Source organism: Stenotrophomonas maltophilia (assembly GCF_047782825.1).
GTDB lineage: Bacteria > Pseudomonadota > Gammaproteobacteria > Xanthomonadales > Xanthomonadaceae > Stenotrophomonas.
The window spans coordinates 3,392,950-3,415,999 of the sequence record NZ_CP180589.1 but is presented as its reverse complement, the minus strand read 5'-3'; the positions used below and the strand labels follow the sequence as shown (position 1 = coordinate 3,415,999).

The window sequence follows — 23,050 nt, the reverse complement described above, 5'->3', positions numbered from 1 at the left end:
GCCCCCGCCTGCACCGCGGCGACACGGCAGCGACGTGGCGATGGGGCATAATCAAGGCCCGATCCAGGCCAAGGCCCCGCCGATGAAAACCCTGATGCTGGCTCCCCTGCTCCTGCTTGCTGGCTGCGCCAGCATGGGCGGTGCGGGCGCTCCCCCGGTGGACGTCAAGGGCGCCGATGTGTCCAGCCGCACCATGGACAACGGCGATGTCATCGAGGAGTACCGCGTGTCCGGCCAGCTGCGCATGGTGAAGGTAACCCCGTCGCGCGGCGCCCCGTTCTACATGTACGACAAGAACGGCGATGGCCGCATGGACAACGACAGGGAAGCGGTGTCGCCGGTGTATTGGAAGCTGTACAGCTGGTGATGTGACCGGGGCCGGATCCCTTTCCGCAGGAAAGGGCTCTGACCCCCATCATGGCAATCGGCACGGCGCCCACAAAAAACAACGCCGGCGCGCATCCTGCGGCCGGCGTCGGGTCCCCTCCCCGGGAACGCTTGAATCAGTGGGTGTGGATCAGCGGATGACCAGCACCGGCAGGGTGCTGCGTGCCAGCACTTCGGCGGTCTGGCTGCCCAGCAGCACGCGGGTCACGCCGCGGCGGCCGTGCGAGGTCATCACGATCAGGTCGCTGTTGCGCTCGCCCGCCGTCTCGATGATGCCGTCGGCCGCATAGCGGTCCAGCACATGCACCGGATTGGCGGTAATGCCCTGCTCGGCGGCCTTGGCCAGCGCCGGCTGCAGCACCTTCTGCGCGCCTTCCTCGCGGTCAGCCTTGTACTCGGGGCTGTTCATGTAGCCCACGCTCCAGCCCATGGCGTCGTACATGCCCACGGCCCACGGCTCGGAAACCGTCACGATATCGACCTCGGCGTTGAGGTCCTTGGCCAGCTCCAGGCCCTTGGCCAGACCCTTGTCGGCCAGCTCCGAGCCGTCGGTGGCGATCAGGATGCGCGTGTACATGGTGGGGCTCCGTGGCGATCTGCCGGATGGGAACGACACCATTGCACACCGGATGTGCACACCGCGCCTTGAGCTGGATCAATCCGGCAGCAGGCAGTCGTACCTGAGCGGCGCAGAGGGCCCCGCTCACCGTGCCTTGCATGTCCCCAAGGCACGGCGCATTCTTGCCCGGCGGCCAACCGCCGCCCCGAGGATGACTGACATGCCCGACCGCAAGCAGCCACCGTTGATGACCCCGCGCACCGTTCTGCTGGCCGTCGCCGCTGTATTCGCGCTGTTCTACGGCGGCTACCAGGTCGGCAAGGATCTGGCCCTGCGCGATAACGCGCAGCAGACGGCACGTCGATAACACCCTTCTGTAGAGCCGAGCCATGCTCGGCTGCTCTCCGCGACCGACTACATCGTGCCAACCAAGGTTGGCACCTGCCGCCAGACGCCTGCGCTCAGGCGATCTGCACCACGCGTGCGTTCTGGCACAGCGGGTAGCTGGCCACGAATCCGGCGATTGCATCACGCATCTTCTCGAACGATTCGCCGTACATGTACAGCGCGGTTTCGGTCGGGCCCTGCCACCAGCTGCAGATCTCACCGATGCCGTCGATGCTCTCGGACAGCTGCTCGAACACGTGGTTGGAATCGCACTGTTCGTAGACCTCGTCCGGCAGGTTCAGGCCATCCAGGTAGATGCCCAGCCCCTCGGTGACGCCGAAGCCACGATCAGCCTCGCCCGCGCCCTGCACCTGCGAACCCTTCGGCGCGCCCAGCTGTTCCAGCAGGTCGATCAGCTTCGGCACGCCGTCCGCATCGACCAGCGCCACTTCGATATCGCCGTATTCCACTTCGCCCAGGTCGGACATCGCAGTGCCGCCGCCGGTCAGCTCGCCCACCTGGGCCGCCTGCAGCAGCGCATCGAGCGGATCCTCGAACAGCTCGTGGCGATGCTCGGGCTGCAGCTTCGCATTCAACTTCACGGTGACGTGCAGGGTGGGTTCGGTCATGGGGGGCATTCCTGGAAGGTGTGGGGCCTATTGTAGAGCCGAGCCCATGCTCGGCAGACGTTCCCAGCCCTGACCAAAGCCACTCCCGTTTCCTGCGGCCCACGCGATAATGCGCAGGGCAAGGACACCATTCCAACAGGGGGAATACATGAAGTCGATCATTGGTCTTTCGTTGCTGCTGCTCCTCACCGGCTGCGGCATCCGCACCGAAGTGGTGCGCGTGAACGTGCCGGACATCCGGGTGAATCCGGAACAGGGCACAACGGTCGTGGTCGGCCCTGTACGGGACAATCGTCCGTCAGACTTCCTTTCCCTTGTTCCCGCATCGGATCGAGTCAGGAATGTTGGCGGAGAGGTCCGCAACGGCAATGGTTTCAACCTCGTCCTGGAATCGGGCACGACGTCCGACAAGACCCGCGAGATCATCATCCAGGCACTGCGCAACATGGGTTATCGCACTGCCGACCAGTGCGATGCGCAATGCCTTCGCCTGGAGGCGTCAATGAACGAGTTCGTGGTCAGGGCACCCTTCAACTTCTGGCGTGCTGCCGGCTGGGCGCAGCAGATGGTCGCGGATCTGTCTGTCGAAGTGACCACCCACGACGGCGACCGGGCCCGTTCGTTCACCGCCAAGGGCCATGGCACCAATGTGTTCCAGGTGGTTTCGCCGGAAAACTGGGAAAAGGCGCTGGAACGTGCCGTCACTGATTTCACGGCGAACTTCAAACAGAACATGTCCGCGCAGGACGCGGCGGCCGGCTCAAAGGCCCAGGACTGAGGCTCTGCCCTTCTGGTAGAGCCGAGCCCATGCTCGGCTGCTTTTCCCGCCAGAAGCAGCCGAGCATGGGCTCGGCTCTACAACACCCATGCTCAGCGCAGGAACGGTGGCACCTTGCGCTTTAGCAGCTCGACCAGCACCGGATCCATGTAGTCGTAGTCATCGGGAATATCCAGGCAGATCACCCGCTTGCCGTTCAGCCATGCCTTGTAGCGGCTGGACAGGCGGTTGCGGTGGGCGCGCTCCATCACGAACACCAGGTCCGCCCACTGCAGCAGCTCCGGGCTGAGCACTTCCTCGGCGTCGGCCAGCAGCCCGGCCGAGGCGGTTTCAATTCCCGGCCAATCGGCGAAGACCTGCTCGGCTGTCGGGCTGCGCAGGCGGTTCTGGCTGCATAGGAAGAGCACGTTGCGGGGCATGGGCTCGGCTCTACAGGAGTTCCCGCCCCCCGACTGTGATCAGATGACCGTCAGGTTGGCATACGCCATCACCAGCCACTTGCTGCCGGCGTCGGCGAACTCGACCTGCACGCGGGCGTGGGCGCCGCTGCCTTCGTAGTCGGTCACCATGCCTTCGCCGAACTTGGGATGGGTGACCAGCGCGCCCAGCTTCAGCGGCGGTGCCTCGATGGAGGCATGGCCCATCACCCGGCTGCTGCCCAGCGATGCCGGCCGCGAGACCTGCACCTTGGGGCGCACTTCGTGCAGCAGCTCGCGCGGGATCTCGCGCAGGAAGCGCGACGGCAGGCTGTAGTTGTCCTGGCCGTGGATGCGGCGCGATTCGGCGTAGCACAGCACCAGCTTCTGCCGTGCGCGGGTAATGCCCACGTAGGCCAGCCGGCGCTCTTCTTCCAGGCGTCCACTTTCTTCCAGCGAACGCGCGCTCGGGAACAGGCCGTCTTCCATGCCGGCCAGGAACACCAGCGGGAATTCCAGGCCCTTGGCCGAGTGCAGGGTCATCAGCTGCACGCCCTCCTCGCCCGCCTGCGCCTGGCCTTCACCGGCCTCCAGCGCGGCGTAGGCCAGGAACGCGACCAGCTCGTCCATGTCCTCGCCCACTTCTTCGATGTCATCGGCGCGGCGCAGGAAGCGCGAGGCGACCGAGACCAGTTCGTCGAGGTTGTCGGTGCGCGATTCCGAATCCAGCGAATTGCGGCTTTCCTTGCTCCAGTGCTCGCGCAGCAGCGAGCGCGCCAGCACGTGGTCCACGCGCTCGGCCAGGGTCATGTGCAGGGTCTGCGCCTGCAGTTCATTCACCAGCACCAGGAAGCCGGCCAGCGCGTTGCGGGCGCGCGCGGCCAGCGCACTGCCCTGGGTGACCAGCATGGTGGCTTCCCACAGCGAAATGCCCTGCGCGCGTGCCTCGCGGCGCACCTCATCCAGGGTGCGCTCGCCGATGCCACGCGTCGGGGTATTCACCGCACGCTCGAAGGCGGCATCGTCGTTGCGGTTGGACAGCAGGCGCAGATAGGCCAGCGCATCCTTGATCTCGGCACGTTCGAAGAAGCGCATGCCGCCGTACACGCGGTACGGCACCTGTTCGCTCAGCAGGGCTTCTTCCAGCGCGCGCGACTGCGCGTTGCTGCGGTAGAGCACGGCCACTTCGGTGTAGCTGCCACCATCACGCACCCACTGGCGGGCACGCTCGACAATGTAGCGCGCCTCGTCCATCTCGTTGTACGCCGCGTACAGGTCGATCGGCTCGCCGTCGCCGCTGTCGGTCCACAGCTGCTTGCCGATGCGGTCGGGGTTGTGCGCGATCACCGCGTTGGCGGCACCCAGGATGTTGGCAGTGGAGCGGTAGTTCTGCTCCAGGCGGATGGTCTGCGCGCCGGGGAAATCGCGCAGGAAGCCCTGCACGTTCTCGACCTTGGCGCCGCGCCAGCCGTAGATGGCCTGGTCATCGTCACCGACCACGAAAACGTGGCCCGAATCGCCCGCCAGAACGCGCACGAAGGCGTACTGGATGGCATTGGTATCCTGGAACTCGTCCACCAGGATTTCGCGGAAGCGCGCGCGGTAGTGCGCCAGCAGCGCCGGGTTGTCGCGCAGCAGTTCATGCGCGCGCAGCAGCAGTTCGGCGAAGTCGACCAGGCCGGCACGGTCACAGCGCGCCTGGTACTCGATGTAGGCCTGGCGCATGGTTTCCAGCCACGCATCATGCGGTTCGGGCTGGATGTGCTGCGGGCGGCGGCCCTCATCCTTCTGTTCGTTGATCCACCAGGCGATCTGCTTGGGCGGGTGCTTGCTGTCGTCGATCTCCAGCGCCTGCACCACGCGCTTGACCAGGCGCAGCTGGTCGTCCGAATCCATCACCTGGAAGCCTTCGGGCAGCTTTGCGTCCTGCCAGTGCAGGCGCAGCAGGCGGTTGGCCAGGCCGTGGAAGGTACCGATCCACATGCCGCGGCTGCCATGCGGCAGCTGCGCGTCGATGCGGTGGCGCATCTCGCCGGCGGCCTTGTTGGTGAAGGTCACCGCGAAAATGCCGTGGGTCGGCACGCCTTCGACTTCATGCAGCCAGGCGATACGGTGGGTGAGTACGCGGGTCTTGCCGGAACCGGCACCGGCCAGCACCAGGTGGTGGCCGGGGGGAGCGGAGACGGCTTCGCGCTGGGCCGGGTTCAGGCCATCAAGCAGGTGGGAGACATCCATGCCCCCATTTTACGGCATCGCCGTCGCGGCTCCTGCGACCATCTGCGTCCATCAAGCAGGTGGGAGACATCCATGCCCCCATTTTACGGCATCGCCGTCGCGGCTCCTGCGACCATCTGCGTTGCCAGCGCCTGCGCCTGCTGACGCAGTTCAGGCACGGCCAGGCTTTCCCACAGGCTGCCGATGCGCAGGCTGCCCAGCACGCCCAGCCGCGCCTGCGGTTGGCCATTGGCACCAAGCAGGCGATCACCCGGCACCGTGCTGTCCAGCCCCAGCCCATGCGGACCAGGCCGTGCCAGGCCATCGGCCTGCAACTGCTGCAGCAGGGGGTTGCGCAGCGCGCTGGCGCGGGTTTCCACGCCAGTGGCATTGATCACGCCGCCGATCGTCCACTGCCGTTCACCGCCCGCCGCTTCGCGGCCGGACAGCCACAGGCGCTCGCCTTCGCGGCCGACGCGTTGCAGGCGGGCGCGGTGGAGGTGCAGCTGCCCGCTGTCCTGCAGGGCCTGCAGCTGCGCATGCACCTGTTCGGCGATGCGGTGGCGGTGCACGTCCCAATAGCGCACCACATGGCGCAGGAAGCGACGCTGGTCGGCGCCGTCCAGGCTGCACCACAGCGCCTGCCCGTGCGGGCGGATGCGGTCCATCACGCCCTGCCACGGCAGGCCATCGGCCTGCGCCTGCCGGGCGTAGCCACGCAGGGCATGCATGCGCTGGCGCAGGGTCATCGGCAGCAGCGTGGCCGGATCGAAATCCGGCAGGCCGCCATGCGCATGCGGCAATGGCAGCAGGCCGTGGCGCGAGATCACGTGCAGCGGGCCGGTATGGCCGGCGGCCACCAGTGCCAGCACGGTGTCGGCCATGCTCAGGCCGGAACCAACGATGGCCAGGGCATGCGCACCGGCCAGGGTGCGGACGCCGTCGTAGTCCCAGGCTTCGATCACATCATCGGTGGGCAGCGCATCTGCGCCGGACACCGGCAGCGGGCGCATGCTGTTGCCGGTGGCAAGCACCACCTGCGCCGCATGCCGTGTGTGCCCGCCGCCCAGTTGCAGCTGGTAGCCATGGTCATCCGGCTGCAGGCCCAGCACCGGCTGCGCGAGCACCTGCAGCCGCGCCGGGCTTGCAGCCACGGCATCCTGCAGGCGCTGCTGCAGGTAGGCGGCGAAATGGTGGCGGCTTGCGTAACGCTCGCCCAGCACCTCGCGCGGCTCGCCCGGGTAGGCATCGATGGCCAGCAGATAATCGAGGAAATCGCCGGGCTGGTCGGGGAAGGCGCTCATCTTCACCGCCGGCACGTTCAGCAGGTGCTCCGGCCACGGCGTGGCATAGGCAATGCCCTGGGCCAACTGCGAGGCGGGTTCAAAGATCGCCAACGCCAGCGGCGCCCTGGCCTGGCGCAACACCTGGATCGCCACCAGCACCCCGGCCGCACCACCGCCGATGATTGCAAGGTCCAGTTCGCCATTACGCGGTGAATCAGTCATGCGCCGATTGTAGGCCATGGCAGGTGACAGGCCGGAGTGCCGGAACAGGCGACCGGCACCCGGTCACATCAGCGCATCGGCCAGCCGCGCGATGCCTTCCCGGCTGCGGCGCCAGGCAGGCCGTCTGCGCCACTGCTCCAGGTCCAGCAGACGCGACTGGCGCAGGTAATCATCCTCGATGGCGCACAGCTGCTGCACCAGGGCACGGTCGTAGCAGATCAGGCCGATCTCGGCATTCAGCGCAAACGAGCGGATATCCATGTTGATCGAGCCCAGCACGGCGATGTCCTCGTCCACGCTCATGTGCTTGGCATGCAGGAACTGCGGTTCGTACAAGGCGATCTGCACGCCGCAGCGCAGCAGTTCGTCGTAGTACGCCTCCTGCGCCCACGAGGTCAGCCGCTGGTTGTTGCTGGCCGACAGGATCAGCTGCACCTGCACGCCGGACAAGGCGGCGATGCGCAGCGCGCTCAGGGTCGCTTCGTCGGGCACGAAGTACGGCGTGACCATCACCAGCCGCCGCCGCGCCAGGTGGATCAGCGCCGCCACCGCGTCGCGCGCGTTGCTGTAGGGATAGGCCGGGCCACTGGGCAGCAGCTGGGTGGCGATGTCCTCGCTGCACACCGGCACATCGGCGATCACGTCCAGGCGCTGGCCGGTTTCCATGTACCAGTCGCTGGCGAACACCGCTTCCAGGTGCGCCACCGCCGGGCCACGCACGCGCGCGACCAGCTCCCGGTTCGGGTGGCCGGGTACGAACCGGGGCCCGGCCAGATTCTGCGAGCCGACGTAGGCCACGGCGTTGTCGATGACCGCGATCTTGCGGTGGTTGCGCAGGTCCATGCGCCCGCTGCGGCGCCAGCGCAGGCCGCCGGGCAGCATCGCCCGCACTTCAACGTCGCGGGCCTGCAGGCGCTTGCGGTAGGCGCGCAGGCCGCGCTTGGCGCCCACCGCATCCAGCAGCACGCGGCACTGCACGCCACGCGCGGCGGCACGCTGCAGCGCTTCGACAATGGCCTCGCCCACCGCGTCGTCGAACATCAGGTAGTACAGCAGGTGGACGCGGTCCTCGGCCTGGTCGATATCGGCAATGAGGGTGTGCAGCGAATCGTCGTAGTCGGTCAGCAGGTCGACCGCATTGCCGTGCACCGGCATGAAGTCACCCTGGCGCTGCACCAGCGGCACGATCTCGGCGCTGGCAGTATCGGCGGCGGGCTTCCAGCACAGGCGGCGCTGCAGCGCCTGCTCCTCGCGGATGACCTGGGACGCCTCGGCCTGCCGGCGGATGCGTTCGCGCGACAGCCACGGGTGGCCGAACAGCAGGTACAGCGGCAGGCCCAGCAGCGGGACGAAGCCGACCAGCAGCAGCCAGCTGCGCGCCGCCCCCGGCGTGGTGCGGGTGGGGATCCAGCACAGCGCGACCAGCCGGATCAGCCAATCGATCAACAGCAGGTACGAACCCAGCAGCCACTCGAACAGCATCGCGTCGCCCGTCGGGAGGTGTAGGGCCATTCTGCCCAGCGGGGTGTGTAGAGTCGAGCTTGCTCGAGTGCCATAGGCCCGCCTGGAGCGCAGTCGAGCATGGCTCGACTCTACATGGACGCGCCCCGCCCCGGTGGGAGCGACAGCCACAAAAAAACCCGCCACATGGGCGGGTTTTTTCGGAAGCGACCAGCAATCCTCGCGGATTACTTGATCTTGCCTTCCTTGTACGGGACGTGCTTGCGCACGACCGGATCGTACTTGGAGAATTCCATCTTCCCCGGGGTGTTCTTCTTGTTCTTGTCGGTCGTGTAGAAGTGACCGGTACCCGCGGTCGAAATCATACGGACCTTATCGCGCTTGCCTGCCATGATCGTCTACTCCTCAGACCTTTTCGCCGCGCGCACGCAGCTCAGCCAGAACGGAATCGATACCGTTCTTGTCGATGGTGCGCAGTGCATGCGCGGAAACACGAAGCTTCACCCAGCGGTTTTCGCTGGCAACCCAGAAGCGGCGCTCGTGCAGATTCGGCAGGAAACGACGACGGGTCTTGTTGTTGGCGTGCGAGACGTTGTTACCCGTCTGCACTCGCTTGCCGGAAACCTGGCATACGCGGGACATTGCGCACCTCGATAGTAAGTTGTGTCAGCCCGTAGCCCGGGAGACGGCGGCCTCGATGGTTGCCCACCACACGTCAAGAGAATCAAAGGGTTACGCTGGCGTTGGGCGGCCGGGGACGTGCTCCCGGGGGCGCCGCCCGGCACGAAACCGGACACAGCGAGCCGCGCATTATGCACGGGTTCAAGCACTTGCGCAACTTACCCACAGGCCGGGGCTGAACGTGGCACACCCCGTTCATGCCGGTGCTGCGCATACTGGCCGCCCCTTGCCGCCCGGATGCGAGGCCCGGATGCGACTGCTGGCCCTGACCTATGGAACCGAAGGCGACACCCGGCCGCTGGTGATGCTGTGCCACGGACTGCGCCAGGCTGGCCACGACGTGCTGCTGTTGGCCGAAGCCGGCACGCTGGGCAGCGCGCGCGATCTGGACGTGCCGCATGCGTCGTTGGAAGGCGACATCCATGACGAGGTGGTGGCTCTGGTCGCGCGCGGCAACGGCCTGACCGCCGCCTCGCGCGGGTTGGCCCGCATGGCCGGGCGCCATATACCGGCATGGATGGCACAGGCCGATGCCGCCAGCGCCGGCTGTGATGCGGTGCTGACCGGCGGACTGGCGGCGCTGGTCGGTCTGAGCGTGGCGGAGCGGCACGGCCTGCCTGCGATCGGCACGGGCATGATCCCGCTGACCCCGACCGGCGACTTCGCATCGCCGTTCCTGCCGCCGTTGCCGCTGCCGGCGTTCCTGCGACGGGCCAGCTACGGGGTGGTCAACCAGACGGTGTGGCGCACCTTCCGTGGCCCCATCAATGCTGCACGCGCAACGCTGGGCCAGAGGCCGCGCCGCGAACTGTGGAACGACCTGCCGATGCTGTACGGCATTTCCCCGCAGCTGCTGCCACCCCCACGCGACTGGCCGGCCGATCACGTGGTCTGCGGCCAATGGCGCATGCCCGAGCAACCGTGGTCGCCACCGGCCGGCCTGCAGGCCTTCCTCGACGCCGGCCCCGCACCGGTCTACCTGGGCTTCGGCAGCATGACCGGGTTCGACCGCGAGCGTGTATTGCCGGCCCTGCTGCGGGCCTTGGCGCCGCGCCGCGTGCTGTTGTTCCCGGGCTGGGCCGGGCTGCCGTCCGGTGCACTGCCAGACAATGTGTTCGTGCTCGGCCCCACCCCGCATGAAGCGCTGTTCCCGCGCTGCGCGCTGGCCATCCACCATGGCGGCAGCGGCACCACGCATTCGGCATGCCGTGCCGGCATTCCTTCACTGGTGATGCCGTTCGCGGCCGATCAGTTTTTCTGGGCGCGGCGTTTGCAGGCGCTAGGGGTTGCGCCCGCGCCGCTGTCGCCGGCGCGGCTGGGTGCATCGGCGCTCGCAGCAGCCATCGCCTTCGCAGAGGACGGCGCTACGCGCACACGTGCCGCTGCCTTGGGCGCAGCGATGGCCAGCGAGGATGGCGTGGCCACGGGCGTGGCGACGATCGAACGCTGGCTTCAGCCCTCTGCGGCCACTCTGTAGAGCCGAGCCCGTGCTCGGCTGCCCCGCCCATCACCGCATCAACGCAGGTGCGGAATCACCTGCGCCAGCAGATGCGCATCCTTCAGTGCGCCATGCAGGCCGCGATTGCCGGGAATGCGCAGGCGCTGCAGCACATCATCGAGCTTGTTGCCCTGGCCGGGCCAGCGCCCACGTGCCAGCTTCAGGCTGCAGGTGATGCGGCAATGCTGGGCCAGGCTGCCGGGAATACCGGCCAGGCGCAGTTCGTTGTCGAGGAAGCCCACATCGAAGGTGGCGTTGTGCGCGACCATCTCGCTGCCGCGCAGGAAGTCCAGCAGTTCGGCCGCCTTGCTGGAGAACAGTGGCTTGCCCACCAGCATCGCATCGCTGATGCCGTGCACGCGCTGTGCGCCCCAATCGACCCTGCGCTGCGGCTGCAGGTAGGTGTGAAACTGGCGGCCGGTGAGCTGGCCATCGATCAGTTCGACGGCACCGATTTCGATCACCCGGTGCCCCAGGCGGTGGGAAATGCCGGTGGTTTCGGTATCCAGTGCGACGATGCGGCTCATGCGTGTGGCGGTTTCCTGGCGCGTGCAGTGTGGATTTTCGCATGCCCGGCGCGTGTCACCCCAACGCCTCCACCACCCAATCGATGAACACCCGCAGGCGCTGGCTCATGTGCCGGTTCGGCGGAAACATCACGTGCATCGGCATCGACGGCAGTCGCCAGTCCTGCAGCACCGGCAGCAGCTCGCCGCGGGCCACATGCGGTTCGGCCATGTAGCTGGGCAGCGCGACCACGCCCAGGCCCGCCACGCCGGCGGCCAGGTAGGCATTGCCATCATCGAAGCCGACCGCATGGCGGCCCTGTACTTCAATGCGCTCATCACCGCGCTGGGCGATGAACACACGTGCGCGGCCGGTGCGCGGGCTGAGGAAGCCGACCATGTGATGGTCCGGCCCTTCCAGCGCGCGCGGATGCGCGGGCACACCGAAGCGCTGCAGGTAAGCAGGGCTGGCGTGGAAGCCGATCGGCAGGCTGGCCAGCGGCCGCGCCACCAGCGCCGGATCGGCGGGCGCACCGCCGCGGATCACGCAGTCCACGTTGTCGGCGATGACATCCACCTCGCGGTCGCTGACGCCGATGTCCAGCTGGATGTCCGGATAGCGCGCGTGGAAATCCGGCAGCGCCGGCACCAGCCGCAGACGCGCGTACGGACCGGGCACGTCGATGCGCAGGCGCCCGCGCGGCTGGCTGGCGGCATCGCCCAGCCCGCCTTCCACCTCTTCCAGTTCGGCCAGCAGGCGGGCGATGCGCGGGTAATAGGCCGCGCCATCGGCGGTGACGCTGACCCGGCGCGTAGTGCGGTTGAGCAGGCGCAGCCGCAGGTGCGCCTCCAGCTGCTGCACCAGCTGGGTCACCGTGGTGCGACTGATCTGCAGGGTCTGCGCGGCGCGGGTGAAGCTGCCGGTCTCCACCACGCGGGCAAATGCCCGCATCGCCTCGAAGCGGTCCATGTCAGCGTCCCTGATTGTTTGGAATTGCCAATCAATCTAGGCACATCATCGCGGTTTATCCAGACAGCGGCAGCGGGGAGGATGGTGCCCTCCCCTCTGGAATCCGTCCTTATGTCCCACCGTGATGTCGTCTTTCCCGCCGGCCGGCAGGCGCTGTACGAGCGTAACCGTTACTCACCTGCGATCCGGTCCAATGGCTTCCTGTTCGTCTCCGGCCAGGTCGGCAGCCGCGAGGACGGCTCGCCCGAACCGGACTTCGAGACCCAGGTGCGCCGCGCCTTCGACAATCTCAACGCGGTGCTGGCCGCGGCCGGCTGCACGTTCGACGACGTGATCGACGTAACCGTGTTTCTGGTCGACCCGGAAACCAACTTCGAAAAAGCCTGGGCCATCGTGCCCGAGTACTGGGGCGAAGCACCGCACCCGACCCTGACTGGTATCGGCGTGACCTGGCTGTATGGGTTCCAGTTCGAGATCAAGGTGATCGCGAAGCTGCCGTGACACGGGTGCCGGCCGCTGGCCGGCAACGACGGGCGTTGACCTGCGCTCGCCTACTTACATGTCGTCGGGTGAGTCAGATCGGCTTGATTCGCGGCCACTCCACATCCGCGGTATCAACAAATTCGACGCCGCTGAGACTATCCCCGACGTAAGCACGAAAGTCCTCCGAGCAGATCAAGGTGTTGCTGGAGCCTTCCATGTTTTTAAGCCGGAACAAGTGTTCTTTGAAGGAGCTTTTCACGCGCAGCTTCTTGATCCTGCGAGACTCTCCATACTTGCTATACGCCATCTGGTTTTCCTCAGAGGCGACGGAGGAGAGGCAGGTCTCATGGAAGATGATGGCACTGTACTCACTCGTCGAAGTCGTCCATCCCTTCTCTGAAACATGAGGAATGCGCCTGAAGTCGATCATCTTGGCATCAAATTTTAGGCAGGCTTCCAGGAACTTCTGGCTTGCAATGTAAATGTGCGAGGTAATGCGGACGATGTCGTTGGAATGACTCGCCTCAGGGCCAACCAGCACCATGGTGTCTGTAAAGACCCGTGCCATGTCAGTTCTGGCCCTGGCGTACCAAGGGAATCGGCCATGGGAAACAGCAGGATGGAAAGGATAGAACTTGTCGTGAAGCTGAGCGTCCAGATAGTACGAGGGGCATCCTGGCGGATTTGCCTGGGATAGCGCGTAGTAGTTCATCGAGGCGATTCTCTGGGCTTCTGCGGCGTGTTGCCGGAATTTTCCCGGCCCCGGCCTTTCCCACCAAGAGCCAATCCCGACAAGCAGGCGCTGGTGCGCATGGATTGGAGCCGGTGCGATCTGCCAAGCAACGTCCGCCTCCCGACCCTGACCGGTATCGGAGTGACCTGGCTGTATGGGATCCAGTTCTAGATCAAAGTGATCGCGAAGCTGCCTGCAGATCGGTAGTGCCGGCCGCTGGCCGGCAATGTGTCGGGGGTCGAAAAACGGGTCGACCAAGGTCGACACCTACCGGGGCGGCTGGTCGCGCGACAGCAGCCGAGCATGGGCTCGGCTCTACAGACGCGCATCCCGGTGTCCGACCCCAAAGGCGTGCCGACCAAGGTCGGCACCTACCAGAGCAGCAGTGCCGTGCGCCGCGCACCTGAACGGCAGGTTCCGACGAATTCCCGAGGTGGCCATTGATATTGTATCCACCGAAAACCGCTTGCTAGCCTCCCCTCCATGCGCCGGATCGCCCGCCACCTTCGTTCGTACCTGCTGATGCTGCTGATGGCGGCATTCGTGGTCGTGCCGGTGGCCGATGTTCTGGCGTGTGCGGTGGAACCACATGACAGCACGGTGGTGCATGTGGAGTCGGCTGCCGAAGAGCCCGACGGTGAAAGTGGCAGTGACAACGACGGCAAGCACACCGCTGCCTGCAGCCATAACCACTGCCACCACTCCAACCTGAGCCTGCCGGCGAGCACCTTCGCCGCCTTTGGCACGCCGCAACCGGCGCGCTGGATGAATGCAGGCGACGCGGCGACCTATGCGGTCGCCCAGGACGAACTGGCACGTCCACCCCGGGCGTGAGTTGAGCGCGTCCCGCAATCGCGGGCTCCCGTTTCACTCACAACCGGAATCCCCTATGTTGATCCTGACACGTCGGTCGCCGCGCGCGACCGGGCTGGTCGTCGCCGTGCTGCTGGGCCTGATGCCCGCCGCACAGGTCGCCGCACAAGCCGCACCTTCGTATGACACCCTGCTGGAACGTCTCGACCAGCTGCCAGGCACCCGTGTCGGCGCGGCATTGGCCGAGGCGGCCGACGCCCGTGCCGACCAGGCCCGGGCGCTGCCCAACCCCTCCCTGTCCTACTCGGCCGAGAATGCCTGGGGCACCGGCTCCTACGGCGGCATGGGCAGGGCCGACACCGTGCTTACCCTGTCCCAGCCGCTGGAGGTCTGGGGTCAGCGTGGCGCGCGCGTCCGCGCGGCCCGCGCCGAGGCACAGGCCGCTGCCCTGCGCGGTTCGCAGAGCCGCAGCGATGTCGCCAGCCAGCTGGCGGCGATCTACGCACAGGCGGAAAGCGCCCTGCGTCGCTACAGCCTTGCCGACGAAGCGCTGACCCTCACCCGCGACGACGCGGCGGCAGTCAACGCCATGGTCAAGCACGGGCGCGAGCCACAGTTGCGCGCCGTGCAGGCACAAAGCGAAGTGGCCAATGCCAGCGCCGCGCTGGACGAGGCGCTGGCCTTCCGCGATGCCGCACTGGCCCGCCTGGCCGGTGCGGCCCTGCTGGATGCACCGGTGCAGACCATCGACAACAGCCTGCTCGACCGCACACCGCCGGCCCCCCGAGGCGCCACCGATGTGGCACTGGCCGTGCGTGTCGCCGAAGCCGAAGTTGATGCGGCCGGTCGCCTGGTCGATGTGGAGCGCAAGCGTGCCTTGCCCGACCTCAGCGTCACGGCCGCGCAGACACGTTTCCGCGAGGACCGCGAACAGGCCTATACGCTGGGCGTCAGCCTCTCGATCCCGTTGTTCGATCGCAATCGTGGTGGCATCCGCGCCGCCAGTGCCGAACAGCGCGCGGCCGAGGCGCGGCTGGACCAGCAGCGTCGCGACAGCGAAGCGGAACGGTTGTCGGCGGTGGCAGGCCTGAAGGCCGCCGGCAGCCGTACCCGCGCCGCCGACGAAAGCGTGGTCGCGGCCGAGGAAGCCTATCGCCTGGCCCGCGTCGGCTTCGACGCCGGACGCATCTCGCAGCTGGAGCTGCGCAGCACCCGCAGTGCACTCATCGCCGCCCGCGGCACCGCCGTGGACGCGCGCTTGTCGCGCGTCGGCGCGGAAATCGATCTCGCCCGCCTCGAAGGGCGCGCACCTTTTGTGGAGGCCCGATGAACCTGTCCCGTTCTTTCCCCCTGGTTGGTGGCCTGCTGCTGACCGTAGTGCTGGCTGGCTGCTCCGGCAACGCACAGAACCCGGACGCATCGGATGCCGCCCGCAAGGCAGCAGCCGACGATGGCCATGGCCACGCCGCTGACAGTACCGAAGCCAAGGCCGAAACACGCAAGGTGCCCGACGCTGACGAAGGCGTGGTGCAGCTGACGCCCGAGCAGATCAAGGCTTCCGGCATCGACGTGGTCGCCGTCGGCCGCGGCGGCGGCGGTTCGACGCGGCTGTCCGGCCGGGTCGAACCTTCGATCGGTGCGCGTGCATCGGTCGCCTCCACCGTGACCGGGCGTGTGGAGCGCGTGCTGGTCGCACCCGGCACCGCAGTGAAGCAGAACCAGGCGCTGGCGATCGTGGTCAGCGGCGAAGCGGCGGTGTTCCGCGCCAATGCGGTTGCCGCCGCTGCCGAAGCCGAGGCGGCGCGCCTGGCCCATGGCCGCGACAAGGCGCTGGTCGAGCAGGGCGTGGTCGCCCGCCAGGAACTGGAAACCTCACGCGCGCGCTCGCTGGCGGCGCAGGCGCAGGCCGCGGCCGCACAGGCACAGGCCGCCGCCAACGGTTCACCCGACAGCAGCGGCCGCGTGCGCATCACCAGCCCGGTGGCCGGCATCGTCGGCAACGTGCAGGTCACGCCGGGTGGCGTGGTGGCGGCCGGCAGCCCGGTGGCCGACGTCGCCGATCCGTCGATGAACGAGCTGGTGTTCACCGCACCGCCGGCGCTGGCCGCGCAGGTCAGCCCGGGCATGACGCTGGAAGTGAGCGTGCCGGGCGGCAGCTTCAGTGCCACCGTCACCGGTTCGGCCGCCGATGTGCGTCAGCAGGGCGGCGTAGCGGTAATCCGTGCCACGCCGGTCAATGCCGCATTGCCGCCAGCTGGTTCGCCGGTGTCTGCAGTAGTGGTCACCGACGGCAAGGATGGCGCGTTGAGCGTGCCGGCCGATGCCGTGCAGAACGTGGATGGCAGCAGCGCGGTATTCGTCGCCGTCGAGGGCGGCTTCAAGGTGCAACCGGTGCTGGCCGGCCGACGCGCCGGCGACCGCATCGAGATCCTCGGTGGCCTGAGCGGCAGCGAACGCATCGTCGGCGCCAACGCGTTCCTGCTCAAGGCCGAACTGGCCAAGGGCGAAGCCGAGCACGGGCACTGAGGACCTTCCATGTTCAAGCTCATCATTGAAACCGCGGTACGCCACCGCTGGCTGGTCGTGGCCGTGGCTGCACTCGTTGCCGCCGTAGGCCTGTTCCAGCTCGGCAAGCTGCCGATCGATGCGGTACCGGACATCACCAACCGCCAGGTGCAGATCAACACCGTGGCACCGGCACTGACGCCCGAGCAGATCGAGCGGCAGGTGACCTATCCGCTGGAAACCGCGCTGGCCGGCATCCCCGGCCTGACCACCACGCGTTCGCTGTCGCGCAATGGCTTCTCGCAGGTCACCGCGATCTTCACCGATGCCACCGACATCTACTTCGCACGCCAGCAGGTGGCCGAACGCATGCGCGAAGCGTCGGAAGACCTGCCCGATGGTGCATCACCGATGCTTTCGCCGGTCACCACCGGCCTCGGCGAAGTGCTGATGTGGACGGTGGACTTCACCACGTTCGATCCAGCCAAGCTGGCCAAGCCGGGTGAAGCCGGCTGGCAGGCCGGTGAGGTCTACCGCACACCGGAAGGCAACCTGCTGCGCACGCCGGAGGAACGCGCGACCTACCTGCGCACCGTGCAGGACTGGATCATCGCGCCGCAGATGCGCTCCAGCCCAGGGCTGGCCGGTGTCGATACTGTCGGCGGCTACGTCAAGGAATACGGCGTGCATCCGGACAGCGCGCGGCTGGCCGCACACGGCCTCGGCCTGGCCGACCTGGTCACTGCCCTGCAGCGTTCCAACGTGCAGGCCGGCGCCGGTTTCGTGCAGCGTGCCGGCGAGGGCCTGGTGGTGCGTGCCGATGGCCTGGCGCTGGCCACCGACGATCTGGCACAGGCGCCGGTGGCCACCCGCAATGGCGTGGTGGTGCGCGTGGCCGATGTGGCCACCGTGGAACTGAGCCGCGCGCCGCGTCTGGGTGCGGCCAGCCGCAACGGCCACGAGGCCGTGCTCGGCACCGCGCTGATGATTGCCGGTGGCAACAGCCGCACCGTGGCGCAGGCCGCGGCCGCACGCCTGGAACAGGTGAACAAATCGCTGCCGGCCGACATCGTGGCCGCACCGGTGCTGGACCGCAGCGTGCTGGTCAATTCCACCATCAAGACCGTGGCCAAGAACCTCACCGAAGGTGCGCTGCTGGTGGTGGTGGTGCTGTTCCTGCTGCTGGGCAACCTGCGTGCGGCCACCATCACCGCGCTGGTGATTCCGCTGTCGTTCCTGTTCGCGGTGATCGGCATGAACCGCTTCGGCATCAGCGGCAACCTGATGAGCCTGGGTGCGCTGGATTTCGGCATCCTGGTGGACGGTGCGGTGATCGTGGTCGAATCGACGCTGCTGATGCTGGGCCAGCGCCGCGCCGAACTGGGCCGTGCGCTGACCGCGATGGAACGCCTGCGCGTGGCCGCCGATTCGGCAATGAAGATGGCGCGCCCGGCGGCCTTCGGCCAGCTGATCATCCTGCTGGTGTTCGCGCCGATACTCACTCTGGAAGGCGTGGAGGGCAAGACGTTCCACCCGATGGCGGCGACCTTCATGCTGGCCCTGGTCGGTGCCTTCATCTTCTCCTTCACCTTCGTGCCGGCGATGGCCGCACTGCTGGTGCGCGAGCCAAAGCTGAAGGACAGCGAGGCCCATGCCTACGATGGCGAGCACGAAACCAAGCTGATCCGCATGCTGCGCGCGCGCATCGAGCCGGTGGTGCGCAAGGCCGTGGCGCATCCGCGCACGGTGCTGGCCGGTGCAGTGATGATGGTGGTGGTGGGCATCGGCGCGTTCTCGCTGCTGGGCCGCGAGTTCATGCCGACGCTGGACGAAGGCAACGTGGCGATGCAGGCCCTGCGCGTGCCGTCGACCTCGCTGGAGCAGTCACTGGCGATGCAGCTGGCACTGGAAAAGGCAATCGCCAAGCAGCCGGAAGTGGAGACCGTGTTCTCGCGTACCGGTACCGCCGAGGCGGCCATCGACCCGATGCCGACCAATATCTCCGACAGCGTGATCGTGCTGAAGCCGCGCAAGGACTGGCCCGATCCGAAGCTGGACAAGGAGGCATTGGTGGCGCGCTTTGAAAAGCTGGCCGGGCAGCAGCTGGGCAACAGTTTCGAGTTCAGCCAGCCGATCGAACTGCGCTTCAACGAGCTGATTTCCGGCGTGCGTACCGACCTGGCGGTGATGATCTTTGGCGATGACTTCAGCCAGCTGCAGAAGGTGGCCGACCAGGTGGCGTTGAAACTGCGTGCGGTGGAGGGTGCGGCCGATGTGCGCGTGGAGCAGATTTCAGGCCTGCCCACGCTCAACGTGGCGATCGACCACGTGGCGGCGGCGCAGTACGGATTGACCGCCGCGGACGTCAGCGATGCGCTGTCCACCGGCATCGGCGGCACGGCAGCCGGCAAGATCTTCGAGGGCGACCGTCGCTTTGACGTGGTGGTGCGGCTGGATGACAGCGCACGCAACGACCCGGATCAGCTGGCCTCGCTGCCAATCGCCACGCCGGCCGGTGTGGTGATTCCGCTGTCCTCGGTCGCGCGCATCAGCGTCAGCGAAGGGCCGAACCAGATCAGCCGCAACAATGGCAGCCGGCGGGTGGTGGTGCAGGCCAACGTGCGCGGTCGCGATCTGGGCGGCTTCGTCGGCGAGGCGCAGGCTGCGGTGGCCGACGTGGCGCTGCCGCCGGGTGCCTACCTGACCTGGGGCGGTCAGTTCGAGAACCTGCAGCGCGCGGAGAAGCGGCTGGCGACGGTGGTACCGGTGGTGTTCCTGCTGATCGGCAGCCTGCTGTTCATGGCCCTGCGCAGCGGCAAGGAAGCCGTTCTGGTGTTCAGCTGCGTACCGCTGGCGCTGGTCGGCGGCATCCTCGCCCTGCTGCTGCGTGGCATGCCGTTCTCGGTGTCGGCCGCGGTAGGCTTCATCGCCGTATCCGGCGTCGCCACGCTCAATGGCCTGGTGCTGATGCAGGCGATCCGCGAGCGTCTGGACGCCGGTGACGTGCCGATGATGGCCGCGATCAATGGTGCGTCCAGCCGTATCCGCGCGGTGCTGACCACGGCGCTGGTGGCGATCGTCGGTTTCATCCCGATGGCGATTGCCAGCGGCTCCGGTGCGGAAGTGCAGAAGCCGCTGGCGACGGTCGTGATCGGTGGCTTGATCACCGCCACCGTGCTGACCCTGCTGGTGCTGCCGACGTTTGCCGCGCGCGTGGCCAAGCCGCGGGCGGTGGGGTGAGGTTGGGGGTCGGATCCCTTTCCACAGGAAAGGGATCCGACCCCATGACCGGGTCGGATCCCCGCCCAACGGACGGGGCTCTGACCCGATCACACGCCGGTCAGGCCTTCTTGCGCTCGGCGATGTACGCCTGGATCTGCTGTTCCAGCACCGGCAACGGCACTGAGCCCTGCTTCAGCAGCGTGTCGTGGAAGCCCTTGATGTCGAACTTGTCACCCAGCTCCTTCTCGGCCTGCGCGCGCAGGCGAACGATGGCGATCTCGCCCAGCTTGTAGCTCAGCGCCTGGCCCGGCCAGGAGATGTAGCGGTCCACTTCGGTGGTCACTTCATGTTCGCTCAGCGCGGTGTGGTCACGCAGGTAGGCCAGTGCCTGCTCGCGGCTCCAGCCCTTGCTGTGCACGCCGGTGTCGATCACCAGGCGCGCGGCACGCCACATTTCGTAGGTCAGGCGGCCGAAATCCTCGTAGGGGGTTTCGTAGATGCCCATTTCCACGCCCAGCTTCTCGCAGTACAGCGCCCAGCCTTCGCCATACGCGGAGATGTAGGCGTTGCGGCGGAACTCGGGCAGGTCCTTCTGCTCGGCGGCGATGGCACCCTGCAGCGCATGGCCCGGGTCGGATTCGTGCAGAGTCAGCGCCGGAAGGTTGTACAGCGGGCGCGACGGCAGGTTGTAGGTGTTGAGCCAGTAGGTGCCCATGCCACCACGGCCGGCAGTCCAGAACGGCGCGATATCCGGCGGCACCGGCACGATGGTGAAGCGCGCGCGCGGCAGCGTCATGTACTTGCCCAGCTGGCCATCGGCGCGCTTGGAAATCCACGCGGCGCGCGACAGCAGCTCTTCCGGGGTCTTGGCGTAGAACTGCGGATCGGTGCGCAGGAAGGTCAGGAATTCGGCGAAGCTGCCCTTGAACTTCACCTGCTTGATGATGTCGTTCATTTCCTTCTGGATGCGTGCGACTTCATCCAGGCCGATGCGGTGGATCTCGTCCGGCGACAGGTCCAGCGTGGTGTATTCGTGGATCTGCTGCCTGTAGTACGCCTTGCCGTCCGGCATGGCTTCAGCGGCCAGGGTGGTGCGCGCCTGCGGCACGTATTCGTTGACGAAGAAGGTGCGCAGCTGCTGGAACGCCGGCACCACCTTGCCGCTGATCGCCGCGCGCGCCTGCGCCTGCAGCTTGACCTGTTCGGCCGCCGGGATGCTGTTGGGCAGCTTCTTGAACGGCGCGTACAGCGGCGATTCGGTCGGGTCCTTCAGCTCGGCCACGGTGGCGATGGACACCTCGCGGCCATCCAGCACCGCACGCGGCACGCTGAAGCCACGCTTCAGGCCGGCGCGCATGTTCTCGGTCTGCTGGCCGAAGTAGCGCGGCACATCGTTCAAGCGCGCGATGTAGTTCTGGTAGTCCTGCGCGGTCTTCATCTCGCGCCGGGCCATGAAGGACAGGTTGGACCAGAACGAGGAGTCGGCGTTGAACGGCATCTCGTAGCCGCGCAGGCGCACTTCTTCGGCCAGGTTGAACACCTGGTCGCGGTAGATCGCGTAGTTGACCTGGTTGTCGGGCGACAGGGTCTTCGGATCGATCTTCTTCAGCGCGGCGAGGGTCTCGTCCCACACCTTCAGGCGCGCCTGCTGCGCGGCCGGGCCGACGTCGGGCATGCGGGTGGCGTTGGCCGGGGCGTCTTCGTCCTCGCTGGCCTCGCCGCCGCCATCCTGGCGCCACTTCCATTCCTTCTCGTACAGCGCGCGGAAGGCGGCGTCGGCAGGCGATTCGGTGGCCATGCTGGCCGGTGCGGCAGTGGCGGTGGGCGCGGCGGCCAGGGCCACGGTGGGGGCGGACAGGGCGAGCAGCAGGGCTACGGCAAGACGGGTTTTCACGAGCACAGGTTCCCGGGAAGGCAGACCCCGATGATGGCACCGCAGGACAGCCCGTGGCATGGGACGAAGGTCCTGCCTGCAGCGCAGGCAGGACCGGGAACCGGCCGCAGGCCGGGGCCCCAGCGCCGAAGGCGCGCGGTAGCGCGGGGCCATGCCCCGCGAGCGCGCAGCGCGGCCAACGTTGGCGGTCATCCCACAGCCGCCGGGCATGGCCCGGCGCTACCAACGAACATGCAGTAGATCCACGCCATGCGTGGATGCGCCGGGCATCCGGACGGGGTCAGAGCCCTTTCCTGCGGAAAGGGATCCGACCCCTCAAGCCCTCAGTGGCTGGCCTTGTCCCGCTTCCAGCCGCGGTGCTTGATGTCCAGCTGCAGGCTGTACAGCGCGGTGAACGCCGGGAACAGGTTCTGCAGCACGCCCACCGAGTCCTGCTTGGCTGAAAACAGGAAGTAGCTCAGGGTCATCAGGCTGCCGACCACGCTCATGTACCAGAACAGGCGCGGGATGACCGGCTTGCCGGCGCGCTTGGAGGCCACGAACTGCACCAGCCAGCGGCCGCCGAACATCAGCGCACCGGTGTAGCCGATCAGCTTCCAGCCGGTGACATGCAGGCCGGTCCAGAACAGCCAGGTCAGCGGCTGGTCGAGCCAGTGCAGCTCCAGGTCCATCAACGCTCCTCCACCGCCGTGCGCTTGCTGCGGGTGATCAGCCACGCCACGCCACGCAGATCGCGGATGCCGACCAGGGCGCGGCCCAGGTTGTTGTACTTGGACACGCCGGCGGTGCGGTGGCGGTGGTTGACCGGCACGCTGGTGGTCTTCCAGCCGGCGCGCTGCATCAGCGCGGGCAGGTAGCGGTGCATGTGGTCGAAGTACGGCAGATCCAGGAAGGCCTCGCGCTCGAACAACTTGATGCCGCAGCCGGTGTCGGGTGTGTCGTCGCGCAGCATCCGCGCGCGGATGGCGTTGGCCCACTTGCTGGCCCAGCGCTTGCTGCCGCTGTCCTGGCGGTTGACGCGCCAGCCGGCGAACAGCTTCACCTGGGCATCGGCGCTCTGCCGCGCGTCCAGCAGCTTCGGAATATCGGCCGGGTCGTTCTGGCCGTCACCGTCGAGGGTGGCGATCCACGGCGCGCGGGCGTTGCGCACGCCGGTACGCACCGCAGTGCTCTGCCCGCTCTGGCTGACATGGTGCAGCACGCGCAGTTCGGGCGTGCTGGCCTTCAGGCCCTGCAGCACAGCCAGGCTGTCATCGCGGGAATTGTCGTCCACATAGATGATCTCGAACGGCAGACGGCCGCGCAGCGCGGCCACGATCTCGCCGACCAGCGGGGCGACATTGTCGCGCTCGTTGAACACCGGGACGACAACGGAAAGCTCGGGGTGGCTCATGGGTCACTCGGCC

General features: G+C 67.2%; 23 protein-coding genes. 9 read left to right on the top strand and 14 right to left on the bottom strand.

Features of this window, described 5'->3' with window-relative positions:
• The first annotated feature begins 82 nt into the window (after positions 1-82).
• The gene (locus ACM2ZB_RS15780) at positions 83-367 is read left to right on the top strand and encodes a DUF2782 domain-containing protein (RefSeq protein ID WP_313436543.1); all 285 of its coding nucleotides are present in this window, start codon (positions 83-85) and stop codon (positions 365-367) included.
• Between the two features lie 150 nt (positions 368-517).
• On the opposite strand, the gene ACM2ZB_RS15775 is transcribed toward ACM2ZB_RS15780, so the two are convergent.
• Positions 518-964 (bottom strand): universal stress protein, encoded by a 447-nt coding sequence (locus ACM2ZB_RS15775; RefSeq protein ID WP_416056141.1) that lies wholly within the window; start codon positions 962-964, stop codon positions 518-520.
• A 202-nt stretch (positions 965-1,166) separates the two neighbouring features.
• On the opposite strand from ACM2ZB_RS15775, the gene ACM2ZB_RS15770 reads away from it, so the two are divergent.
• Positions 1,167-1,313, top strand: coding sequence for a hypothetical protein (locus tag ACM2ZB_RS15770; RefSeq protein WP_416056140.1), 147 nt, complete (start codon positions 1,167-1,169; stop codon positions 1,311-1,313).
• A 94-nt stretch (positions 1,314-1,407) separates the two neighbouring features.
• On the opposite strand, the gene ACM2ZB_RS15765 is transcribed toward ACM2ZB_RS15770, so the two are convergent.
• Positions 1,408-1,962: a hypothetical protein gene (locus tag ACM2ZB_RS15765; RefSeq protein ID WP_416056139.1), complete on the bottom strand. Its 555-nt coding sequence runs from the start codon at positions 1,960-1,962 to the stop codon at positions 1,408-1,410.
• 148 nt (positions 1,963-2,110) lie between these two features.
• Here ACM2ZB_RS15765 and ACM2ZB_RS15760 point away from each other — a divergent pair, with 148 nt between their 5' ends.
• Positions 2,111-2,740, top strand: coding sequence for a hypothetical protein (locus ACM2ZB_RS15760; protein WP_313436532.1), 630 nt, complete (start codon positions 2,111-2,113; stop codon positions 2,738-2,740).
• A gap of 92 nt (positions 2,741-2,832) precedes the next feature.
• Here the strand turns inward: ACM2ZB_RS15760 and ACM2ZB_RS15755 are convergent, their stop codons facing one another.
• The 6 genes from ACM2ZB_RS15755 to rpmB all read right to left on the bottom strand — a co-directional run bounded on the left by ACM2ZB_RS15755 (position 2,833) and on the right by rpmB (position 8,981).
• Positions 2,833-3,159: a low molecular weight protein tyrosine phosphatase family protein gene (locus ACM2ZB_RS15755; protein ID WP_416056138.1), complete on the bottom strand. Its 327-nt coding sequence runs from the start codon at positions 3,157-3,159 to the stop codon at positions 2,833-2,835.
• A 39-nt stretch (positions 3,160-3,198) separates the two neighbouring features.
• Positions 3,199-5,391: a DNA helicase II gene (gene uvrD, locus ACM2ZB_RS15750; protein WP_416056137.1), complete on the bottom strand. Its 2,193-nt coding sequence runs from the start codon at positions 5,389-5,391 to the stop codon at positions 3,199-3,201.
• Between the two features lie 83 nt (positions 5,392-5,474).
• A complete protein-coding gene (locus ACM2ZB_RS15745; protein WP_416056136.1) occupies positions 5,475-6,896 on the bottom strand; it encodes an FAD/NAD(P)-binding protein in 1,422 nt (473 codons plus the stop codon).
• A 45-nt stretch (positions 6,897-6,941) separates the two neighbouring features.
• Positions 6,942-8,360, bottom strand: a complete 1,419-nt coding sequence (gene cls, locus ACM2ZB_RS15740; RefSeq protein WP_313437178.1) for a cardiolipin synthase — start codon at positions 8,358-8,360, stop codon at positions 6,942-6,944.
• Between the two features lie 206 nt (positions 8,361-8,566).
• Positions 8,567-8,734, bottom strand: coding sequence for a 50S ribosomal protein L33 (gene rpmG / locus ACM2ZB_RS15735; RefSeq protein WP_170272460.1), 168 nt, complete (start codon positions 8,732-8,734; stop codon positions 8,567-8,569).
• Between the two features lie 10 nt (positions 8,735-8,744).
• On the bottom strand, positions 8,745-8,981 hold the full coding sequence (rpmB, locus tag ACM2ZB_RS15730) for a 50S ribosomal protein L28 (RefSeq protein WP_005411638.1): 237 nt from the start codon (positions 8,979-8,981) through the stop codon (positions 8,745-8,747).
• Between the two features lie 289 nt (positions 8,982-9,270).
• On the opposite strand from rpmB, the gene ACM2ZB_RS15725 reads away from it, so the two are divergent.
• A complete protein-coding gene (locus ACM2ZB_RS15725) occupies positions 9,271-10,497 on the top strand; it encodes a glycosyltransferase (RefSeq protein WP_416056135.1) in 1,227 nt (408 codons plus the stop codon).
• A 38-nt stretch (positions 10,498-10,535) separates the two neighbouring features.
• On the opposite strand, the gene dnaQ is transcribed toward ACM2ZB_RS15725, so the two are convergent.
• On the bottom strand, positions 10,536-11,045 hold the full coding sequence (gene dnaQ / locus ACM2ZB_RS15720) for a DNA polymerase III subunit epsilon (protein ID WP_416056134.1): 510 nt from the start codon (positions 11,043-11,045) through the stop codon (positions 10,536-10,538).
• Between the two features lie 55 nt (positions 11,046-11,100).
• Positions 11,101-11,994: a LysR substrate-binding domain-containing protein gene (locus ACM2ZB_RS15715; protein WP_416056133.1), complete on the bottom strand. Its 894-nt coding sequence runs from the start codon at positions 11,992-11,994 to the stop codon at positions 11,101-11,103.
• A gap of 111 nt (positions 11,995-12,105) precedes the next feature.
• On the opposite strand from ACM2ZB_RS15715, the gene ACM2ZB_RS15710 reads away from it, so the two are divergent.
• The gene (locus ACM2ZB_RS15710; RefSeq protein WP_108265652.1) at positions 12,106-12,495 is read left to right on the top strand and encodes a RidA family protein; all 390 of its coding nucleotides are present in this window, start codon (positions 12,106-12,108) and stop codon (positions 12,493-12,495) included.
• 73 nt (positions 12,496-12,568) lie between these two features.
• Here ACM2ZB_RS15710 and ACM2ZB_RS15705 read toward each other — a convergent pair whose 3' ends face one another.
• Entirely contained in the window at positions 12,569-13,468 is a 900-nt protein-coding gene (locus tag ACM2ZB_RS15705) for a hypothetical protein (protein WP_416058627.1), read from the bottom strand.
• A gap of 225 nt (positions 13,469-13,693) precedes the next feature.
• Between ACM2ZB_RS15705 and ACM2ZB_RS15700 the strand changes: the two genes are divergently transcribed.
• The 4 genes from ACM2ZB_RS15700 to ACM2ZB_RS15685 are packed head-to-tail and all read left to right on the top strand — an operon-like array spanning position 13,694 to position 19,768.
• Positions 13,694-14,044, top strand: a complete 351-nt coding sequence (locus ACM2ZB_RS15700) for a hypothetical protein (RefSeq protein WP_416056132.1) — start codon at positions 13,694-13,696, stop codon at positions 14,042-14,044.
• A gap of 55 nt (positions 14,045-14,099) precedes the next feature.
• Complete coding sequence (locus tag ACM2ZB_RS15695) at positions 14,100-15,353, top strand: TolC family protein (protein WP_416056131.1); 1,254 nt, start codon at positions 14,100-14,102, stop codon at positions 15,351-15,353.
• Positions 15,350-16,549, top strand: a complete 1,200-nt coding sequence (locus tag ACM2ZB_RS15690) for an efflux RND transporter periplasmic adaptor subunit (RefSeq protein ID WP_416056130.1) — start codon at positions 15,350-15,352, stop codon at positions 16,547-16,549. The genes ACM2ZB_RS15695 and ACM2ZB_RS15690 overlap by 4 nt, the downstream gene beginning before the upstream one ends.
• 9 nt (positions 16,550-16,558) lie before the next feature.
• Positions 16,559-19,768: an efflux RND transporter permease subunit gene (locus ACM2ZB_RS15685; RefSeq protein ID WP_416056129.1), complete on the top strand. Its 3,210-nt coding sequence runs from the start codon at positions 16,559-16,561 to the stop codon at positions 19,766-19,768.
• A gap of 100 nt (positions 19,769-19,868) precedes the next feature.
• Here ACM2ZB_RS15685 and ACM2ZB_RS15680 read toward each other — a convergent pair whose 3' ends face one another.
• From ACM2ZB_RS15680 to ACM2ZB_RS15670, 3 genes are all read right to left on the bottom strand, one after another.
• Positions 19,869-21,644 (bottom strand): DUF885 domain-containing protein, encoded by a 1,776-nt coding sequence (locus tag ACM2ZB_RS15680; RefSeq protein WP_416056128.1) that lies wholly within the window; start codon positions 21,642-21,644, stop codon positions 19,869-19,871.
• Between the two features lie 323 nt (positions 21,645-21,967).
• Positions 21,968-22,315: a lipid-A-disaccharide synthase N-terminal domain-containing protein gene (locus ACM2ZB_RS15675; RefSeq protein WP_416056127.1), complete on the bottom strand. Its 348-nt coding sequence runs from the start codon at positions 22,313-22,315 to the stop codon at positions 21,968-21,970.
• Positions 22,315-23,037 carry a glycosyltransferase family 2 protein gene (locus ACM2ZB_RS15670; RefSeq protein ID WP_416056126.1) on the bottom strand — a complete coding sequence of 241 codons (723 nt, stop codon included), beginning with the start codon at positions 23,035-23,037 and terminating at the stop codon, positions 22,315-22,317. Before ACM2ZB_RS15670 ends, ACM2ZB_RS15675 begins: the two co-directional genes overlap by 1 nt.
• Positions 23,038-23,050 lie beyond the last annotated feature (13 nt).

Excerpts from the sequence above, each read along its gene's own strand:
- ACM2ZB_RS15780 (WP_313436543.1), top strand. The coding sequence starts at position 83 with ATGAAAACCCTGATGCTGGCTCCCCTGCTCCTGCTTGCTGGCTGCGCC.
- ACM2ZB_RS15775 (WP_416056141.1), bottom strand. The coding sequence starts at position 964 with ATGTACACGCGCATCCTGATCGCCACCGACGGCTCGGAGCTGGCCGAC.
- ACM2ZB_RS15770 (WP_416056140.1), top strand. The coding sequence starts at position 1,167 with ATGCCCGACCGCAAGCAGCCACCGTTGATGACCCCGCGCACCGTTCTG.
- ACM2ZB_RS15765 (WP_416056139.1), bottom strand. The coding sequence starts at position 1,962 with ATGACCGAACCCACCCTGCACGTCACCGTGAAGTTGAATGCGAAGCTG.
- ACM2ZB_RS15760 (WP_313436532.1), top strand. The coding sequence starts at position 2,111 with ATGAAGTCGATCATTGGTCTTTCGTTGCTGCTGCTCCTCACCGGCTGC.
- ACM2ZB_RS15755 (WP_416056138.1), bottom strand. The coding sequence starts at position 3,159 with ATGCCCCGCAACGTGCTCTTCCTATGCAGCCAGAACCGCCTGCGCAGC.
- uvrD (WP_416056137.1), bottom strand. The coding sequence starts at position 5,391 with ATGGATGTCTCCCACCTGCTTGATGGCCTGAACCCGGCCCAGCGCGAA.
- ACM2ZB_RS15745 (WP_416056136.1), bottom strand. The coding sequence starts at position 6,896 with ATGGCCTACAATCGGCGCATGACTGATTCACCGCGTAATGGCGAACTG.
- cls (WP_313437178.1), bottom strand. The coding sequence starts at position 8,360 with ATGCTGTTCGAGTGGCTGCTGGGTTCGTACCTGCTGTTGATCGATTGG.
- rpmB (WP_005411638.1), bottom strand. The coding sequence starts at position 8,981 with ATGTCCCGCGTATGCCAGGTTTCCGGCAAGCGAGTGCAGACGGGTAAC.
- ACM2ZB_RS15725 (WP_416056135.1), top strand. The coding sequence starts at position 9,271 with ATGCGACTGCTGGCCCTGACCTATGGAACCGAAGGCGACACCCGGCCG.
- dnaQ (WP_416056134.1), bottom strand. The coding sequence starts at position 11,045 with ATGAGCCGCATCGTCGCACTGGATACCGAAACCACCGGCATTTCCCAC.
- ACM2ZB_RS15715 (WP_416056133.1), bottom strand. The coding sequence starts at position 11,994 with ATGGACCGCTTCGAGGCGATGCGGGCATTTGCCCGCGTGGTGGAGACC.
- ACM2ZB_RS15710 (WP_108265652.1), top strand. The coding sequence starts at position 12,106 with ATGTCCCACCGTGATGTCGTCTTTCCCGCCGGCCGGCAGGCGCTGTAC.
- ACM2ZB_RS15700 (WP_416056132.1), top strand. The coding sequence starts at position 13,694 with ATGCGCCGGATCGCCCGCCACCTTCGTTCGTACCTGCTGATGCTGCTG.
- ACM2ZB_RS15695 (WP_416056131.1), top strand. The coding sequence starts at position 14,100 with ATGTTGATCCTGACACGTCGGTCGCCGCGCGCGACCGGGCTGGTCGTC.
- ACM2ZB_RS15690 (WP_416056130.1), top strand. The coding sequence starts at position 15,350 with ATGAACCTGTCCCGTTCTTTCCCCCTGGTTGGTGGCCTGCTGCTGACC.
- ACM2ZB_RS15685 (WP_416056129.1), top strand. The coding sequence starts at position 16,559 with ATGTTCAAGCTCATCATTGAAACCGCGGTACGCCACCGCTGGCTGGTC.
- ACM2ZB_RS15675 (WP_416056127.1), bottom strand. The coding sequence starts at position 22,315 with ATGGACCTGGAGCTGCACTGGCTCGACCAGCCGCTGACCTGGCTGTTC.
- ACM2ZB_RS15670 (WP_416056126.1), bottom strand. The coding sequence starts at position 23,037 with ATGAGCCACCCCGAGCTTTCCGTTGTCGTCCCGGTGTTCAACGAGCGC.